At 34.2% G+C, this 17,028-nt stretch carries 15 protein-coding genes and 1 riboswitch; of the genes, 1 reads left to right on the top strand and 14 read right to left on the bottom strand.

All coding sequences use genetic code 11. The features are described 5' to 3' along the window. Positions 1-42: 42 nt before the first annotated feature. The 9 genes from thiC to HNQ90_RS03195 all read right to left on the bottom strand — a co-directional run bounded on the left by thiC (position 43) and on the right by HNQ90_RS03195 (position 9,381). Positions 43-1,902, bottom strand: coding sequence for a phosphomethylpyrimidine synthase ThiC (gene thiC / locus HNQ90_RS03235; protein ID WP_144115201.1), 1,860 nt, complete (start codon positions 1,900-1,902; stop codon positions 43-45). Positions 1,903-1,948: 46 nt separating this feature from the next. Beyond that, the gene (thiS, locus tag HNQ90_RS03230) at positions 1,949-2,149 is read right to left on the bottom strand and encodes a sulfur carrier protein ThiS (protein ID WP_092848353.1); all 201 of its coding nucleotides are present in this window, start codon (positions 2,147-2,149) and stop codon (positions 1,949-1,951) included. A 65-nt stretch (positions 2,150-2,214) separates the two neighbouring features. Continuing rightward, a riboswitch (TPP riboswitch) is annotated at positions 2,215-2,312 on the bottom strand. A 37-nt stretch (positions 2,313-2,349) separates the two neighbouring features. After that, positions 2,350-4,533: a TonB-dependent receptor gene (locus HNQ90_RS03225; protein WP_144115200.1), complete on the bottom strand. Its 2,184-nt coding sequence runs from the start codon at positions 4,531-4,533 to the stop codon at positions 2,350-2,352. A gap of 265 nt (positions 4,534-4,798) precedes the next feature. Further along, a complete protein-coding gene (gene arfB, locus HNQ90_RS03220; protein WP_144115199.1) occupies positions 4,799-5,206 on the bottom strand; it encodes an alternative ribosome rescue aminoacyl-tRNA hydrolase ArfB in 408 nt (135 codons plus the stop codon). Further along, entirely contained in the window at positions 5,206-6,756 is a 1,551-nt protein-coding gene (locus HNQ90_RS03215; protein WP_144115198.1) for a DUF4301 family protein, read from the bottom strand. The genes arfB and HNQ90_RS03215 overlap by 1 nt, the downstream gene beginning before the upstream one ends. Then, positions 6,756-7,325 (bottom strand): AAA family ATPase, encoded by a 570-nt coding sequence (locus tag HNQ90_RS03210; protein ID WP_144115197.1) that lies wholly within the window; start codon positions 7,323-7,325, stop codon positions 6,756-6,758. Before HNQ90_RS03210 ends, HNQ90_RS03215 begins: the two co-directional genes overlap by 1 nt. Then, entirely contained in the window at positions 7,286-7,918 is a 633-nt protein-coding gene (pnuC, locus tag HNQ90_RS03205) for a nicotinamide riboside transporter PnuC (RefSeq protein ID WP_144115574.1), read from the bottom strand. The genes HNQ90_RS03210 and pnuC overlap by 40 nt, the downstream gene beginning before the upstream one ends. A gap of 42 nt (positions 7,919-7,960) precedes the next feature. Next, the gene (locus HNQ90_RS03200) at positions 7,961-8,701 is read right to left on the bottom strand and encodes a phosphoglycerol geranylgeranyltransferase (RefSeq protein WP_144115196.1); all 741 of its coding nucleotides are present in this window, start codon (positions 8,699-8,701) and stop codon (positions 7,961-7,963) included. Positions 8,702-8,754: 53 nt separating this feature from the next. Further along, on the bottom strand, positions 8,755-9,381 hold the full coding sequence (locus tag HNQ90_RS03195; protein ID WP_144115195.1) for a 4'-phosphopantetheinyl transferase family protein: 627 nt from the start codon (positions 9,379-9,381) through the stop codon (positions 8,755-8,757). 130 nt (positions 9,382-9,511) lie between these two features. Here HNQ90_RS03195 and ahcY point away from each other — a divergent pair, with 130 nt between their 5' ends. After that, on the top strand, positions 9,512-10,828 hold the full coding sequence (gene ahcY / locus HNQ90_RS03190; RefSeq protein WP_144115194.1) for an adenosylhomocysteinase: 1,317 nt from the start codon (positions 9,512-9,514) through the stop codon (positions 10,826-10,828). Between the two features lie 285 nt (positions 10,829-11,113). Here the strand turns inward: ahcY and murI are convergent, their stop codons facing one another. The 5 genes from murI to HNQ90_RS03165 all read right to left on the bottom strand — a co-directional run bounded on the left by murI (position 11,114) and on the right by HNQ90_RS03165 (position 17,028). Continuing rightward, on the bottom strand, positions 11,114-11,893 hold the full coding sequence (murI, locus tag HNQ90_RS03185) for a glutamate racemase (protein WP_144115193.1): 780 nt from the start codon (positions 11,891-11,893) through the stop codon (positions 11,114-11,116). A 71-nt stretch (positions 11,894-11,964) separates the two neighbouring features. After that, on the bottom strand, positions 11,965-12,465 hold the full coding sequence (locus HNQ90_RS03180; protein ID WP_144115192.1) for an OmpH/Skp family outer membrane protein: 501 nt from the start codon (positions 12,463-12,465) through the stop codon (positions 11,965-11,967). Between the two features lie 28 nt (positions 12,466-12,493). Then, positions 12,494-13,504 carry an OmpH/Skp family outer membrane protein gene (locus HNQ90_RS03175; protein WP_144115191.1) on the bottom strand — a complete coding sequence of 337 codons (1,011 nt, stop codon included), beginning with the start codon at positions 13,502-13,504 and terminating at the stop codon, positions 12,494-12,496. Between the two features lie 169 nt (positions 13,505-13,673). Next, positions 13,674-16,355, bottom strand: a complete 2,682-nt coding sequence (gene bamA, locus HNQ90_RS03170; RefSeq protein WP_144115190.1) for an outer membrane protein assembly factor BamA — start codon at positions 16,353-16,355, stop codon at positions 13,674-13,676. Beyond that, complete coding sequence (locus tag HNQ90_RS03165; protein WP_144115189.1) at positions 16,288-17,028, bottom strand: isoprenyl transferase; 741 nt, start codon at positions 17,026-17,028, stop codon at positions 16,288-16,290. The genes bamA and HNQ90_RS03165 overlap by 68 nt, the downstream gene beginning before the upstream one ends.

Below are 17,028 nucleotides of genomic sequence, written 5' to 3'. Positions count from 1 at the left end.
CGTGCTTTTAATAAAAAGCACGGGAACTCCCTTATTATTTTGTTAAAGATACACTTGCGATCCTTTTTCTTTGAATTCTTTTGATTTTTCTTTGAAACCTTTTGCAATAACCTCGTTATCGACAATATCGTTTTCTGCGGCAAAATCTCTAACTTCTTGAGAGATTTTCATGGAACAGAATTTTGGTCCGCACATGGAACAGAAATGGGCTATTTTGGCGCCTTCGGCAGGCAGGGTTTCGTCGTGAAATTCGCGTGCCTTTTCGGGGTCTAAACCAAGGTTAAATTGGTCTTCCCAACGGAACTCGAAACGCGCCTTACTTAGCGCATTATCGCGATGTTGGGCTCCTGGATGTCCTTTGGCTAAATCGGCTGCATGGGCGGCCAATTTATAGGTAATAACGCCTTCTCTAACATCGTTTTTATTGGGTAGCCCTAAGTGCTCTTTTGGGGTAACGTAACACAAAACGGCACAACCATACCAAGCAATCATTGCAGCACCAATGCCGGAGGTTATATGATCGTAACCCGGAGCAATATCTGTTGTTAGTGGACCTAAGGTGTAAAATGGAGCTTCGTCGCAATGCTCTAGTTGTTTGTCCATGTTTTCTTTAATCATGTGCATTGGTACGTGTCCTGGACCTTCGATAAAGCATTGTACATCGTGCTTACGTGCAATTTTGGTGAGTTCGCCTAGTGTTTCTAGCTCTGCAAATTGGGCTTCGTCGTTGGCATCGGCAATGGAGCCTGGGCGTAACCCATCGCCTAACGAAAATGCCACATCGTATTGTTTTAAAATTTCGCAAATATCTTCGAAATGGGTGTATAAAAAGCTTTCTTTATGATGCGCTAAACACCATTTTGCCATAATGGAGCCGCCGCGAGACACAATACCTGTTACACGTTTTGCCGTCATGGGTACATAACGCAATAAGACACCTGCGTGTATGGTAAAATAATCGACACCTTGTTCTGCTTGCTCAATTAAGGTATCTCTAAAAATTTCCCAAGTTAAATCCTCAGCTACACCATTTACTTTTTCTAAGGCTTGATAGATAGGTACCGTACCTATTGGAACGGGCGAGTTACGTATAATCCACTCCCTAGTTTCGTGTATATTTTTACCGGTTGATAAATCCATAATGGTATCGGCGCCCCAACGGCATGCCCAAACCGACTTTTCCACTTCTTCTTCTATGGAAGATGTGGTGGCAGAATTACCAATATTAGCATTTACTTTTACTAAGAAATTTCGACCCAAAATCATAGGTTCGCTTTCTGGGTGATTAATGTTATTTGGTATTACCGCACGACCACGAGCCACTTCGCTTCTTACAAATTCTGGTGAAATTTTATCGGGAATTGAAGCTCCAAAATTTTCGCCTTTATGTTGTTTTGCAATTTCGGTAATTTGGTCTATGCGTTGGTTTTCTCGAATTGCAATGTATTCCATTTCTGGAGTAATTATACCTTGTTTTGCATAATGTAACTGGGATACATTTTTACCTTTTACCGCTCTTTTAGGTTTGTGTTTTAAATTGAATCGTAAATCGTCCAAACTTGCATCGTTTAAACGTTGGTTACAATATTTTGAGGTAAACTCATTTAAGGTTTCCACATCGCCACGATCTTTAATCCATGCTTCGCGAATACGCTCTAAACCATTATGGATATTTATTTCCTTTTCTAAATCTGTATAAGGCCCCGAAGTATCGTAAACGGTTACCGGTTGGTTTTGGGTTAATTTTCCTGTTATGGAATCTTTGGTATCACTTAAATAAATTTCGCGCATGGCTACTTTTATTTGTGGATGTAATGTTCCTGAAACATATATTTTTTTAGAGTTAGGAAATGGGTTTCTAGTAACGCCGTTTTGTTGTGGTGCAGTATCTTTTTTCTTCATGTTTTTACCTTATGTTGTTAAACTTATACGTGATGTAACTATTTAATTAACCGCCTTGTGTAGACTTTATAATTAGGATATCATCCTGATTTTTAATAATGGTTGAAGGCCAATTGGTGTTTTTTACAACGTGTTGATTTATAGCCACAGCAATGCCGTTTGTGGACATTTTTAATTGCTCCACAAGCTGTTGTACCGTAGTTTGTTCTGGTATTTCGTAAGCGGTATTGTTTACTTTAATATACATGCTGTTGTAGTTATATAAAGTAAACTCTAAGAAGAATAAAATAAAGCACGACGGCTGAATCTAATATTTCGAAAATAACTTTTCCCTACGTTGGTATTAGCCAAATCAGGTTCAAAGGATATGTCTCAAACTAGTATAAAACTAGCCACTCCTAAAGTTTACTATGTGTTTATGAACTAATACTAATTCATTTTATAATTTTAAAATCCTAATGTTAAACCTACTAAAAAGTTTCGGGTTGCTTGCGGGTAATACCCAGCATAATACCCTGTAGCTATTCCTGTTGGCATACCTGGATCTTCGTAAGTATACGACCCAAAGTATCCGTTTGAAACATATTCTTTATTAAAGATATTATTAACCAAAACCGATAAAACGATAGATTTAAATAACTTATTAGGTTTAATTTGATAGTTAACATTAAAGTCGTTAACAAAATAGCTATCTAATTTTGATGATGCCTCATCGATATTACCCATGTATTGCTCGCCAACATATTTACTAAGTAATGACAACTGTAAACCCTCTACAGGATAGAAATTTAAAGCATTACCGATAACTAAATCTGGTGAGAATGAAATATTTGTATTTCCTAAATCGACTAATTCTCCATTAATTTCGGATGAAAAATCTCTATTTTTATTACTACTTAAGCCAATATTTGTTGATGTGCTAAACTGTTTACTAAATTGAATATTAGCATCGACCTCAAGACCTAATCTAAAACTTTTTCCGCTGGTGGCTCTAAGTGGGCTTCCAACATCATCCAACTCGCCCGTTAACACCAATTGGTTTTGGTAAAACATGTAATACAGGTTTGTATTAACGCTTGCTTTCCCTTTGTTGTAACGCCATCCTAACTCAATATCATTAAGGGTTTCGTTTTCGGTTACGCCGTTTTCAAAATCATCGCGATTTGGTTCTCTATTTGCACGCGCATAAGAGATATAATAATTATTAAACTGCGATGGTTTATAGGTTAATCCTAATTTTGGATTAAAGAAACTAAAATTAGCATCGGTAGTAAACTCTACTCTATCAGAATTTAATCCATTTGTTTTATAGCTTACAAAACGCCCTTGTAAATCTACAAAACCTGTAATTTTATCGGCAAGTTTAAATGTAGCTTTCGAGAACACACTAAAGTCATTTTTTGTAGCATCGCCATCGTAATAATGATCTCTAATACTTGTTTCTGCTGCCAAATCGCTTCCCCAAATTACTTCACCAAAATGATCGCCATCATATGAGCTATACGATATTCCAGAGATAAGTTCCAGTGCGTTTTTCTTGTATGTAACATTAGCGTTTAGTACATAAAAGTTATTATCTAACCACCTACGAACAATAACATCGGAACCTTCTTCAATTAAATTATTAAAATCTTCTGCAGATTCCTCCGCCTTATACTGCTCAAAATAGCCTTTTCCTTTGGTATAATTTAAACCTAAATTAGTAGACCAATTATTATCAAAACGTTCATTCCAATGCAATTGGTAATGGTCTTGCCAGTAGTTATCGGTTTCATTATCGTAAGTATATGGGTTTTGGCGGCGGTCTTCCTTTAATTCATCTTCCGTTAACCCGTACCAAGCTTGATATGTACGCTCAACATTACCAAAAGTTAAGGCTTTAATTATAGTACCACCGTCCTTATACACACCTTGTAAGAAATACGATTTTAAATCGGTAAAGGCACGATCCACATAACCATCTGAATCTATTTTTGAAAAACGTCCTGAAATTTCAAAATGATCATTTAACAAACCTGTACTTAATTTTACAGTATGTTTTCTTGTACCGTAACTCCCGAAACTATTAGCTATTAGCCCTGAAGCTTCTTGAGAGGTAGCATCGGTTAACAAATTTAAACTAGCACCAAATGCACCTGAACCATTAGTAGAAGTTCCTACACCTCGTTGTAATTGTAAACTTTCTGTAGACGATGCAAAATCACCTAAATTTACCCAAAAGGTTCCTTGACTTTCTGGATCGTTATAAGGAATTCCATTAATGGTTACATTTACTCGGGTTCCATCGGTACCACGAACTCTAATTCCTGAGTAACCAATTCCGGCTCCGGCATCACTGGTTGTAACCACCGATGGTAAAAAATTTAATAACGTTGGAATGTCTTGCCCTAAATTTCGCTTAGCAAGTTCTGCCTTAGTAACATTAGAATGCGTAATTGGCGAATCGGCATCTACACGAACTGCTTTTACTAAAACTTCTTCTAGGTTTTCTGTTGTTGTTGAATCGCTTTCAACTTGGTTTTGTTGTGCATTTACTCCTATTGAAACTAGGAGTATTAAAAATGTGAAAATCTTCCTTTGACGAGATTCCTGCTTTTCTAGGAATGACAAACTGCTGAATACATTTTTCATTACGATTATCTTTATAATCGAATAAAAAGAGGTCATTATTCTTTACTATTAATACTTATTTTGTGAGGTGTTTGGCTTTATTTACATAAATGCAACCTTGCCAAACATTACTCGTTAACACAAAACTGTGTTTACATTTCCTTAGCAGCATTACCTGCCCAGGTTCAATGGGTATGATCTCAGCCGATAATAGGCACCCCTTTTTTGAGAACGCTGCAAAGATATGTTAGAATAATGAATTTCGATTTAAGAATTTGAGATTTTTTTAATCGAGATCTGGTTTTTGCCTATTACTCTTTTTTTCAGACTGTTTGCGCTTACTTTTAAGACGCTTTTTAATTACAGACTTGGGTACTTTTGTTGGTTTTCGCTTTTTTGGAACTTTTAAAGCATCTTTTACAAGCGCAATAAACCGCTGGATAACGAGCTCTTTATTTTTATGTTGACTTCTACTTTCGCCACATTGCAGAATTAAAACACCTTCTTTTGTTAGTCGATTTTGAAGTTTAATAAGAATACGTTCCTTTTGGCCATCATTAAAAACTAAGGACACTAACACATTAAAAGTTAGCTCCACTTTTGAAGACACTTTATTTACGTGTTGCCCTCCACTACCCGAACTTCTAATAGCTTTAAAAGTTAATTCATTTAGTATGGCTTCTTCACTAAACATTAAATTCCTTGATGTACAGGCTTAAGTAAATCGTTTACTGTTTTAACCGGATTAAACGTTTCAAGAGGTACTTCAACAAAAATAGAATTCCAATACGCCATACTACCATTCCATAACCCAGGAAGTTCTAGAGCATCAATATCTACTCCATTCTGCGTTTTTGTGGTTATAAAAGCAGCCTCGGTGTCTACAAACTTAGTTAGATCAAACTTTTCACCTTTATAATTTTTAATGCCACAAACTAAATCTGTAGGATTAAAATGTGTGGCTTTATACACAATACCTTGTTGGTTTGTTTTACTGAAGTTAATTTGCGCAAATTCTACAATTTGTAACGACGTATTCCCTTTGGCATCCTTAACCCAAAACGGTCCTCCTCCTGGTTCGCCTTGGTTTTTAACCATCCCACAAACACGAATTGGACGGTTTAGTTTTTCTTTTAAATATTCGATTTTTTCTTGAGCTGTATACCTCTCAAAATCTGAAATAATAGGCACATTTAATCTATATCGTAAAAATAAAGCGATCACTTTAAAATCTGTATCAATTAAATCGCCAGTATCTAATTTGTGTAAATATTCAAACAACTTTTCTTGGGCCTCAACTAAAACTCCTGCTAATAATTTTTTATAATTAGATACCGCTATATTTCTATCGGCAACAACAATATTATCTATATTTTTAATAAAAACAATATCGTTATCTAGAGTGTTTAAATTTTCAAGAAGTGCTCCGTGTCCTGCTGGTCTAAACAATATAGAGCCATCTTTTTTTCTAAAAACTTCGTTTTCACTTGTAAGCGCAACGGTTTCTGTAGCTTCATTTTGATAAGAAAAGGACACATTAAATGTCGTTTTAGTGTGCCCTTCTATATGCTCTCTAATTTTATTTAATGTATTAGAAAAATATAATTGATGGTTTTTAGAAACGGTAAAATGAAGGTTAGCCACTCCGTTGGATGCCGCATATAAAGTCGATTCAAACAAATGCTCTTCAAAAGCTGTTTTTACTTGATCTTCATACTTATGAAATGGCAACAAGCCTTTTGGCAAAAAACTATAATTAAGCCCTTTAGCGTCCAACATGGTTTTAACAAACGCGACCTTTTGTTCATCATCTGACAACGATTCGAAGTTAGATTGTGTTTGTTTGATTTTCGAAATAACTTCGTTATAGAACGGAAAACGATCTATGTTTTCGACAAATTTTACTATTAGCGCATCGTTATTTCTTTCTGCATACTTTTTAATACTTAATTTTGAAGCCTCAAAATTATTCAAAAATTGAAATAAAAATTTAAACATTCGAGTAGCCGCGCCCGAAGCTGGCACAAACTTAACAATAGATAACTTGCTTAGTTTTGCTTCGTAAAAATTGATATACTCTTGCACCTCATTATCGTCATAACTTTCAATACCCTTACCAATGTTAGCCGCGGCTACCAAATTAGAAAAAGTCATTCCGTTTTTTAATCTAGATATTTGTGCCTCGACATCTTTTACAGCAATACCTTTACTTTTTAATTGTTTAATATCTTGTTCTGTAAACATTATACTTTGGAATTTAATAGTTTATCTATATGTTTAATAGCTGTTTCTAAACGTGTTTTTATATCACCTTTTAATAGCACGTATGGTTTGTTATATTTATCTAATGCATCTTGAAAAGCATTAAACATGGCTTCGCGTTCCTCAGGTCTATCTCTTAAATCATCTGCTTCCCAAGGCGTATCAATATAAGTTAAAAAATACAAATTGTACGAATTTTTCACTGCATATTTCTCTAGCATAGCATCACAACTTTCAGAATAAAAAGCTTCGGAATACACTTTGGTCTCCAACAAATCGGTATCGCAAATTAAAACAGATTCTGTTTTTTGAGCCAATTCATTTTCAAGTCTTATTTGTCCTTCGGCAATAGGCAATAAATCTTCTAACTCACAGGTTTTCCTATGGTCGTTCCATTTTTTTTGAAGATACTCACGCGCATATTCTGGAACCCAAACGGAACTATAATACCGTGCTAACTGACGAGATAGTGTCGTTTTTCCCGTAGATTCTGGCCCAAATAAAACTACTTTTATGCAGTTAGCGGGTTGCTGTTTATATTTTTCTTCCATGCTAAATAACCAAAAATTGCAATAACTGTAAATCCTAAATATTGAAAACTAGTAAATGTAAACCCCTTATAAAAATATAAAGGAATAGAAATAAGATCTCCAATAATCCAAAAAATCCAATTCTCTAATTTATGCCTTGCCATTAACCACATTCCAACAAAAAATATAGCTGTTGTAAAAGTATCAACATAAGCTACCCAACTTGTCCATTTACCAAAGGCTTGATAAACTAAGTAAACAAACAATAAGGTTGCTAAAAATATAATTACACTTATTTTTTTTTCGCTAAAGGACATTTTTGAAATGGGTGATACTTGCGTGTTGTTTTCCGTTCTTGTCCAAATGTACCAACCATAAATACTCATTATAAAATAATAGCCGTTAATCATCAAATCGCCTAACAACTCCCATTTATATAGCAAATACACAAAAATAACAGTACTTATCATACCCGTAGGAAACACTAAAATATTATTCTGTTTTGAATACCAGACAGAAAGAAAGCCAAAAATTACGGCTACAATTTCAAGAACTACATCAGTTGTTTGGTAATCGGAATATTGACCAAAGAAAAACTCAAAAAAGGCATTCATTATTAACATTTAAAGTTTTACTTTTTTATTTATAGAGTGGGATTAATTAATCATTTTCAGGTCTTCAAAAAACAAATCATCATCTTCAAAAGCGGTACCAATAACAACTAAATCTGCTCCTGCTTTGTAAGCTTGTTCCAATTGTGCCTTGCTTCGAATACCACCTCCAACTATTAATGGAATGTTTAATTCATTTTTAACAGATTTGATTATCTCTCCAGAAAGTGCATTTTCGGCACCACTACCAGCTTCCAAATATATAAGTTTCATTCCTAATAATTGACCTGCTTTGGCTGTATTTATGATTTTCTGAACTTCATTTCTGGGTATAGGATTGGTTTTGGTAACACGTTGTACAGCGGTTTCCTTGCCACTTTCAATTAAAATATAACCTGTAGAAATAACCTGTAATTCGGTTTTATCTAATTTTGAAACGGCTTCAACATGTTTACCTATTAAATATTCGGGATTTCTACCCGAAAGCAAAGACAAAAACAAAATAGCATCAGCTTTTCCTGTAATTTGAGTAATATCGCCAGGAAATAAAACTATGGGCAAACCTGTGTGTTTTTTAATTTCGGCAACCAACGTATCGGTTACAAAATCATCAACAGTACTACCGCCAACAAAAACGTGAGTGGCTATGGATGCGTTTACCTTCTCTATAAAAGCTCTTGTGTTTTCAACTAAAAACTTATCTGGATCAATCAAAACGGCTAATAGTTTTTCTTTTGCAGAAACCGATTTTATTATATCTTGATATATATCTTGTCTTTTTACCACGAATTCATTAATAATTTTCTTTGCGCTATGCTCTAATTTCTCTTTTCTTGTTTCTACTGTATAGCATAAGCACAGGTAAAACCTTCAAACTCTAAAAAGTGAATATTATATCGGTATTTTCTATTATTATAATCAATCCACGCTACGGTTTCATGATCACCATCAGAAAACGGAATCACTAAACAATGCTGTTTAAAACTAAGTCCTGGCGTACAAAAAAGCTTGTATAAAGATTCCTTAACACACCAAATAGCGGTTAATTTCTTTACATAACCTTCTGCCTTATCATTTAAATAATCATTTTCGTAATCAATAAACTTATGGGCAATTACGCTAATTTTATCACGTTGCTTCTCAATATCAATACCAACAATTAAATCGCTTATAATAACCGCTGAGAAAGTAAACGAGTGTGTAATAGAAATTTGCTTACCATCCTTTAAATGGGGTTTTCCATTTTCATCATAAAACAAATCGGCATCAGCGTATCCAAATTCTTGTAATAAGCAACGTACACTTAAAAACCCACGTTGGTGCAACTCACTTTTCATACCTAAAACACGATTTAACGCCATTTCTTTCAAATTAACAGCTGCCATTAAATCTGTGTAAGACTCAGTAATCTTCCAGATTTTAACAGTAGTTTGTGAATTTGGGGTAATGGTTTTGTATAAAGGCATTTAATATTCTAAAAGTTAATAGTTATCTTTGCAAACTCTAAGTTAATAATGTGTTTTTCAAAAGCGAATTTAAGTATTTTAAGTTCTAATCACAATGAAGCTTAGCATTAAAAAACAAAAGAAAATTACTATGAGTACAAAAACAATTCCTTACGTAGCTAGTAAAGTAAAAGACGCATCTCTTGCAGATTGGGGTCGCAAAGAAATAAATTTGGCAGAAGCTGAAATGCCAGGATTAATGAGTCTTCGTGAAGAGTATAAAAACGAACAACCATTAAAAGGAGCACGAATTGCTGGTTGCTTACACATGACTATTCAAACAGCTGTTTTAATTGAAACCTTACAAGCTTTAGGAGCAGAAGTTACTTGGAGTTCTTGTAACATTTTCTCAACTCAAGATCAAGCAGCAGCAGCAATTGCAGCAGCAGGAACATCAGTTTACGCATGGAAAGATATGACCGAAGAAGAATTTGATTGGTGTATCGAGCAAACACTTTTCTTTGGAGAAGATAGAAAACCATTAAACATGATTCTTGATGATGGTGGCGATTTAACTAACATGGTTTTAGATAAATACCCAGAATTAGCAGCAGGAATTAACGGACTTTCAGAAGAAACTACAACAGGTGTTCACCGTCTTTACGAGCGTGTAAAAAACGGAACATTACCAATGCCTGCAATTAACGTAAACGATTCTGTAACAAAATCTAAATTCGATAACAAATACGGATGTAAAGAATCTGCAGTAGATGCAATTCGTCGTGCAACCGATATTATGCTAGCTGGTAAACGTGTAACTGTTTGTGGTTATGGCGATGTTGGTAAAGGTACAGCTGCTTCATTTAAAGGTGCTGGTTCTATAGTAACAGTAACCGAAATCGATCCAATTTGTGCGTTACAAGCTGCAATGGACGGTTTTGAAGTTAAAAAACTAGAAACTGTTGTTGCAAATTCAGATATTATTATCACAACTACAGGAAATAAAGATATTATCCAAGGGCGTCATTTCGAAGCCATGAAGGATAAGGTTATTGTATGTAACATTGGCCACTTCGATAACGAAATCGATATGGCTTGGTTAAACAAAAACCACGGCAACACAAAAGATACCATTAAGCCACAAGTAGATAAATATAATATTGCTGGAAAAGACATTATTATACTTGCCGAAGGGCGTTTAGTAAACTTAGGTTGTGCAACAGGGCACCCAAGTTTTGTAATGAGTAACTCATTTACAAACCAAACTTTAGCGCAAATCGAACTTTGGAAAAATGCCGATGCTTACGGAAACGATGTATATATGTTACCAAAACATTTAGACGAAAAAGTAGCAAAATTACACCTAGCAAAAATAGGCGTTGAGCTTACCGAGCTTCGCGAAGAACAAGCGAGTTATATTGGTGTAACTGTAGATGGTCCATATAAGCCAGAACATTACAGATACTAAAAATTCCAATTATAAAATTCCAAATCCCAAGCATTCGTGTTTGGGATTTTTTTTTGCTTTAATTAGTCCTGAAATAAGATTAATTGAAGCTAGAAGTTGGGCGTTACTTTTTACTCATACCTACAAGGTTTTTTTTGTAAACCTTGCAGGATCGCAAAAAGTCGGGCTATCCGCTACAAGTCCTCGCACCTCCTACGTCGGGCTGCGGGCTTTCCACTATTATCCCTAACGCGAGTGCAGTACTTAAAACCACATTATAAGTTTAAAAGTATAATATGGGTACAATTAAAAATCTAGATAAGACACATTAAACCCGTTACCTAAAAGCGTTTTCATAACCTCGGGATTTCCGTTAGTAAAAAATTGCGATTTAGATTTAGCCTTTGCATTATTTAAAAGATTATGTTCTTTTAACACAGCCTTGGTTTGTCGTGCTACAGCTTCACCAGAATCAATAATTTTAACATGTTTTGGCAATAATTCTAAAAGAATAGGCATTAAGTAAGGGTAATGTGTGCAACCCAAAACCAAGTAGTCAATATTAGCTTTAATCATAGGCTCTAAATAGTCCTTTAAAAGCAATTTCATGGCTTCTGTATGCAGTTTACCAGCTTCAATTAACTCTACAATACCATCGCCTATTTGCTCTACAATAGTAACATCTTTAGCAAACAGTGTAGCCGTTTTAGAAAATAAGGCACTACTTAAAGTCCCTTTAGTTGCTAGGATGCCAACTGCATGCGTTTGGGTTTGTAAAGCTGCTGGTTTTATTGCTGGCTCAATACCAATAATGGGCACATTATATTGCGCTCTTAAATACGTTATAGCATTTGTTGTGGCGGTATTACAAGCTACTACAATTAGCTTACAATCTTTACTAAGTAAATATTCGGTATTTTTTATACTTAAGGCTAAAATAGCCTCTTTACCTTTTGGTCCATAAGGCGCGTTAATACTATCGGCAAGATACATAGTATGCTCATGAGGTAAAAGCGCGTGTATTTCTTTCCAAATGGAAGTTCCTCCAACCCCAGAATCAAAAATACCAATAGCTTGTTTACTCATAAGTTTAACAAAAATAAAAAAGCTGCCTTTATAAAAGACAGCTTTAAAATTTATTTTATAGTAATTTTATATTAGATACCTAATTGCTTCTTTACATCAGCAAGAATATCTGTTCCGTTAGCTACAATTAATGTTGCTCTATCAATTACATATTCGTATCCTTTAGCTTTTGCTACTTCGTTAATAGCGTTCATAGCAGCTTCTTGAATAGGTTTAAATAACTCAGCTTCTTTAGTTGCTAAATCTTTTTGAGCATCTGCTCTAAATTGTTGAATACGTTGTTGCTTTTCTTGAAGTTCTAAACCTCTTTTTTGGTTTTCTTCATCTGTCTTTGTAGATGCTTCAGCTTCGTATTGTTTTACCGTGTTTTGGTATTCGGTAATTGATGCTTGAATATCTGTTTGGTACGTTTTACCTAAAGCTTCAATTTCAGCTTGTGCAGTTTTAGCTGCTGGCATTGCTGCAATCAATTCTTGTGTGTTTATATGCGCAACTTTACTTTGTGCTTGCGTAAAACTAACGGTTGCAAAACATAGTGTGATTGCTAATAAAAGAGTTTTAAATTGTTTCATTTTTAAATAGTATTAAGTGTGTTATAAATTAATTATTGTTGTTTATACTGTCTTTTGCCTTTTGGCGTTCTTCTAATATTTGTTTTTTTCTTTCTTCAAGGGCTTTTTTTCTAGCTTCCCTTTCTGCTAATTTTTTTTGTCTGTTTTCTTCAATTAGTTCTGCCTTGGTTTTAGTAGCTGCAGCTTCTGTTTTATAACTTGCCTCCGATGCTTCTGCATTACCTGCTCCTGGTACACCTGGAGGTCCCGAAGTGCTATTTCTAGCATCTAATTTAGCTTGTTTAGCATTTTCTCTGTCTTCTAATACCTTCTGGCGTCTAGCTTCTGCTTCTTTCTTTTTAGCTTCTCGAGCAGCTAAAATTTCTTTTCTGCGTTTTTCAACAGCACTTTCTCTTTCGGCTTTCTTTTCTTCTAATGCTTTTTCTCTAGCTTCAAGTTCTTCGTTAATTTCCGGAATTAACTCTTCCTCTTCTGCCGCTTTACGTTCTGCTTTGGTTGTTGCTTGCTTACGTTTAGAAGTTCGCGTTATACTTCTTAAAACTTGCTCGCTAACATCAAATTGTTTTGCCGAGAATAACATAACGGCATCTGAAGATTTATCGAAAATAAAATCATACTTTCTGCCTTCTGCCATATCTTGAACGGCTGCAAATATTTGATCTTGTATAGGCTGCATTAATTGCCTTTTTTGAATAAATAAATCGCCATTAGGACCAAAACGTTTTTGTTGATAATCTAAAATTTCATTTTCTTCAAAAGTGATATCCTCTTCACGTTCATCAACAAGCTCTTTTGTTAAAAGTGCTTTTTCATTGCTTAAGTCTTTTCGCTTTTGCTCGACTGTTGTTAATTTAGATTGAATCTCATTTTTCCATTTTTGAGCTTTATCATCTAACTGTGCAGTTGCTTCTTGATACTCAGGAACATTCTCTAAAATATACTCGGTATCTATATAAGCTATTCTTACACCACGTTGGGCGTTAGCATAAAAGCTTAGCATAAAAACTAATGTCAGTAAATAAAGAACGTTATTTTTCATCTGTTAATATTTTATAATTTTTTGGTTATAAATTCTAAAATGACAGATGATCTTTCTGTCTTTTGGAATTGCATCTTCAAAATTAACGAATTTTAACGTTAAAAATTTCAATTCTGTTGTAAATCATCAATGTGTTATTAGAAAATATCGTGCCAAAGTATTTTTTTACCTAAAACTGTTGTCCAATTATGAAATGTGTTTCCCATCCATTTTTAACAGTTTGCCCTGGTAATGGGTCGAAACCGTGACCAAAATCAATACCTAATAATCCAAAGGCTGGCATAAATATACGTATACCTAAACCGGCAGATCTATTGATGTTAAACGGATTAAAATCTCTAAAAGAATCGGAAGACGCACCACCTTCTAAAAATCCTAAGGCATAAATTTTAGCAGATGCTTTTAAAGTAATTGGATAACGTAGTTCTAATGAAAATTTATTGTAAATACTAGAACCATCTTGCGATGCTTGACCAGTACTTTCATCTAAATGTGTTAACGATTGGTTTGGATATCCACGTAATTGAATAACTTCTCTACCATCTAAAGAGTAATTTGCTAGTCCATCACCACCTAAATAAAAACGCTCGAATGGTATAACACCTCTATCTTGATTATAAGCCCCTAAGAAACCAAACTCTATTTTTGGTCTTAAAACTAAATTTTTAGTGATTTGAGTATACCACTCTCCAGAAAACTTAACTTTATAAAATTCTAACCAGTTATAACGCTTTTGATCTATTTCTGTAATATCGTTGTTAGCTGCAATATAATTAGGATCGGTTGTACTTGTTGCATTAGATCGACGCTCTAAGGCTTCATCATAATCTTCTGATAATTGCTCATAATCTACACCATTAAATAATGAATACGGAAATGAGAATTTTGTTGAGAACGAGAAGTTAGAACCACCTGTTGGGAAAATAGGATCTACACTTGTATTGTTTCTACTTAAGCCAAAGGTATATGATAAGTTATTTGAGAAACCATCACCAAATGTAAATAACCCAGTGTTGTAGTTATTTAAATCGTAACGTTGGTAACTAATAGCTTGCGATAATGTAAAATAATCATCTGGCACTTGTAAACGTTTTGCTAAACCAAACGTAATACCTGTAATATTAAAACTTTTACTTTTATCTGCATTACCAGTTGTGTAATCGTATAAAAACTGCTTAGTATGCGATAATGATGTAGAAAACTGTACAGGTCGTTTACCTCCTAACCAAGGCTCAGAAAATGAAAAGCTATAGGTTTGATAAAAACGACTGGCTTGTAACCGCAACGCTAGTTTTTGACCATCTCCCATAGGGATTGGCTTATACGCTTCCTTTTTAAACATATCTTTAATAGAGAAGTTATTAAAGGATAAACCAAGTGTACCTATAAAACCACCACCACCATAACCACCTTGTAGTTCGATTTGGCTAGATCCGGTTTCTTTAACCGAATATTCCATATCGATAGTACCTTCAACAGGGTTAGGATTATTAAAATTTGGTGAAATTTCTTGAGCATCAAAGAAACCTAATTGCCCTAGCTCTCTAACTGTACGTACTACATTTGCTTTACTATATAGTTGTCCTGGACGTGTACGTAGTTCTCTATAAATAACGTGATCGTTAGTTTTATCGTTACCAACAACACTTACCGTGTTAAAATATGCTGGTTTACCTTCAGATATTCTTACCTCGATATCAATAATATTATCAACTGCACTTACCTCAACTGGATTGATGCTTGAAAATAAATAACCGTTGTTCTGGTATTGATTTGTAATATCCTGCGCATCTGGCTTAGAGTTATCTGCAATACGTTCTTGCAATAAAATTCCGTTATAAGTATCACCTTCTCTAATACGTAACAATCTACTTAATTGATCGTTAGTATAAACCGTGTTACCAATAAATTTAATTTTACCAAAGGTATATGGCTCACCTTCATTTACATCGATAACTAATGATATGGTTTTATCATCATTATAAATAATACTATCTGCTAATATTCTAGCATCTCTGTAACCATTCTCTTTGTATGTATCTATAACATGACCTAAATCTGCTTGATACGATGAATCAATAAATTTTGAACGTTTTAAAAGTCTTATACGCTTAATTTGTTTGGTCCCTTTCATGCTTTTTCTAAGCTGCTTATCGCTTAGTACATCGTTACCATTAAACGTAATCTTTTTAATTTTTACTTTTTCTCCTTTATCAATATTAAGCACCATATTTACTCTTGCTGTTTCAATAGAATCTTGAACTTCAATAGTATTTATATGCACCTTAGTATTAAGGAAACCGTCTTTTTTATACTTTTTAGTAAGGAAATTTTTGGTAGTGGTAATTAAATTTTCGGTAACCTTAGTTCCCTTTCTTAATTTGTTATCTTTAATAATACCTTCGTGCTTTCCCTTTTTAACGCCGTTAATTTTAAGCTCGTTAAGTTGTGGTAAATCGGATAGTTTTATTTGTAAATATGCTACATCGCCTTCAATTTTAGTAACATAAACTTCAATGTCGCTAAATAATTTAGAGTTCCAAAGTTTTTTAATGGCATTACCAATATCCTCTCCGGGTATAGTTATTACTTTACCTTTTCTTAAACCAGAATACGTGATAATGGTTTGCTCGCTAAAGGTTGTATTACCTGCTACTGTTATTTCTGCTAAGGTGTATTTAGTACCCTCGTTGAAATTTGAATTTTGGGCATAAATATTTAAGCAACTGATAAAAAATAATATTGATAAGCAGTGTTTTAAATAGGTATGCGTAGGTAATTTTTTAGCTAAGTTGTTCACTTGTTTTCCCAAATCGTCGTTCTCTTTTTTGATATTCAATAATAGCTTCATACAAATGTTGCTTCGTAAAATCTGGCCATAAGACACTTGTAAAGTATAATTCGGCATAAGCGATTTGCCATAGTAAAAAATTGCTTATACGTTGCTCTCCGCTTGTTCTAATAAGCAAATCTACGTCTGGTAAATTTCGCGTGTAAAGATGCTCATTTATAATTGATTCATCAATATTTTCGGCCGAAATTATATTATTTTTAACTTTAATACTAATTTCTTTAACACTGTTTATGATTTCGGCTCTAGAGCCATAGCTAAGCGCAAGAGTTAAAGTCATTCGAGTATTCTGCTTTGTACTTTCAATAACTTCGGTTAATTCTTTAAACACTTTTTTAGGCAACGTCTCTAGAGATCCAATTGCGGTAAGTTTAATATTATTATCTTGAAGTGTTTTAATTTCTTTTTTAAGCGAGGATACCAAAAGCTTCATTAAAGTTTGTACTTCTAGCTTTGGTCTGTTCCAATTTTCGGTAGAAAAGGCATAAAGGGTTAAGTTTTCTACACCTAACTCTGCACAAGCCTCTACGGTTTGTCTTACTGATTTTGTACCATTTTCGTGTCCAAAAGCACGTAACATACCTTTTTGTTTGGCCCAACGCCCGTTACCATCCATAATTATGGCAATGTGTTTTGGTAGTGCTCCTTTTAGTACGTTGTTTTTTAAATCCAT

Source organism: Algibacter amylolyticus, assembly GCF_014202225.1.
In the GTDB taxonomy this organism is placed as follows: Bacteria; Bacteroidota; Bacteroidia; order Flavobacteriales; family Flavobacteriaceae; genus Algibacter_B; species Algibacter_B amylolyticus.
This window is presented reverse-complemented; position numbering and strand designations above follow the sequence as displayed.